1 protein-coding gene is annotated in these 1,182 nt (G+C 58.5%); it reads right to left on the minus strand.

What is annotated here, in order from left to right; translation table 11 throughout:
• Positions 1-1,182, minus strand: a 1,182-nt coding sequence (gene tuf / locus ACOCD2_RS20875) for an elongation factor Tu (protein WP_293675235.1), incomplete at its 5' end; no start/stop codon positions are given.

The raw sequence follows: 1,182 nt of genomic DNA on the forward strand, positions 1-1,182 counted from the left end.
TTACTCGATAATCTTGGAAACAACACCGGCGCCAACTGTACGTCCACCTTCACGGATGGCGAAGCGCAAGCCTTCTTCCATCGCGATCGGTGCAATCAGCTTCACCGTCATCTTCACGTTGTCACCCGGCATGACCATCTCGACACCTTCCGGCAGCTCACAAGCACCGGTCACGTCCGTCGTACGGAAGTAGAACTGCGGACGGTAGTTGTTGAAGAACGGGGTGTGACGGCCGCCTTCATCCTTGCTCAGGATGTACACTTCGCATTCGAAGTGGGTGTGCGGGTTGATGGTGCCGGGGTGTGCCAGTACCTGGCCACGCTCGACTTCATCACGCTTGGTGCCACGCAGCAGTACGCCCACGTTGTCACCCGCACGACCTTCGTCGAGGAGCTTGCGGAACATTTCCACACCGGTGACGGTGGTCTTCTGGGTATCACGGATACCGACGATTTCCACTTCTTCACCCACCTTGACGATACCGCGCTCCACACGTCCGGTCACTACGGTGCCACGACCAGAGATGGAGAACACGTCTTCGATGGGCATCAGGAAGGAGCCGTCGATGGCGCGCTCGGGCTCGGGAATGTAGCTGTCCAGGGCCTCGACCAGTTTGGTGATGGAGGGAATACCGATATCGGAGGTATCACCTTCCAGCGCCTTGAGGGCGGAACCGGTGATGATGGGGGTGTCGTCGCCGGGGAATTCGTATTCGTCCAGCAGCTCGCGCACTTCCATTTCCACCAGTTCGAGCAGTTCTTCGTCATCCACCATGTCGGCCTTGTTCAGGTACACGAGGATGTAGGGTACGCCTACCTGACGGGACAGGAGGATGTGCTCACGGGTCTGGGGCATGGGGCCGTCTGCCGCGGATACCACCAGGATCGCGCCGTCCATCTGCGCCGCACCGGTGATCATGTTCTTGACGTAGTCCGCGTGTCCCGGGCAGTCAACGTGCGCGTAGTGACGGGTGTCAGACTCGTATTCCACGTGGGCGGTCGCGATAGTGATACCACGCTCGCGCTCTTCCGGGGCATTGTCAATCTGGTCGTAAGCCTTGGTCTCACCACCAAACTTCGCCGCCTGTACGGTCGTGATCGCCGCAGTCAGCGTGGTTTTACCGTGGTCTACGTGACCAATAGTGCCCACGTTTACATGGGGTTTGGTTCTTTCAAATTTTTC

The organism is Thiolapillus sp. (assembly GCF_048562965.1).
In the GTDB taxonomy this organism is placed as follows: domain Bacteria; phylum Pseudomonadota; class Gammaproteobacteria; order Chromatiales; family Chromatiaceae; genus Thiolapillus; species Thiolapillus brandeum_A.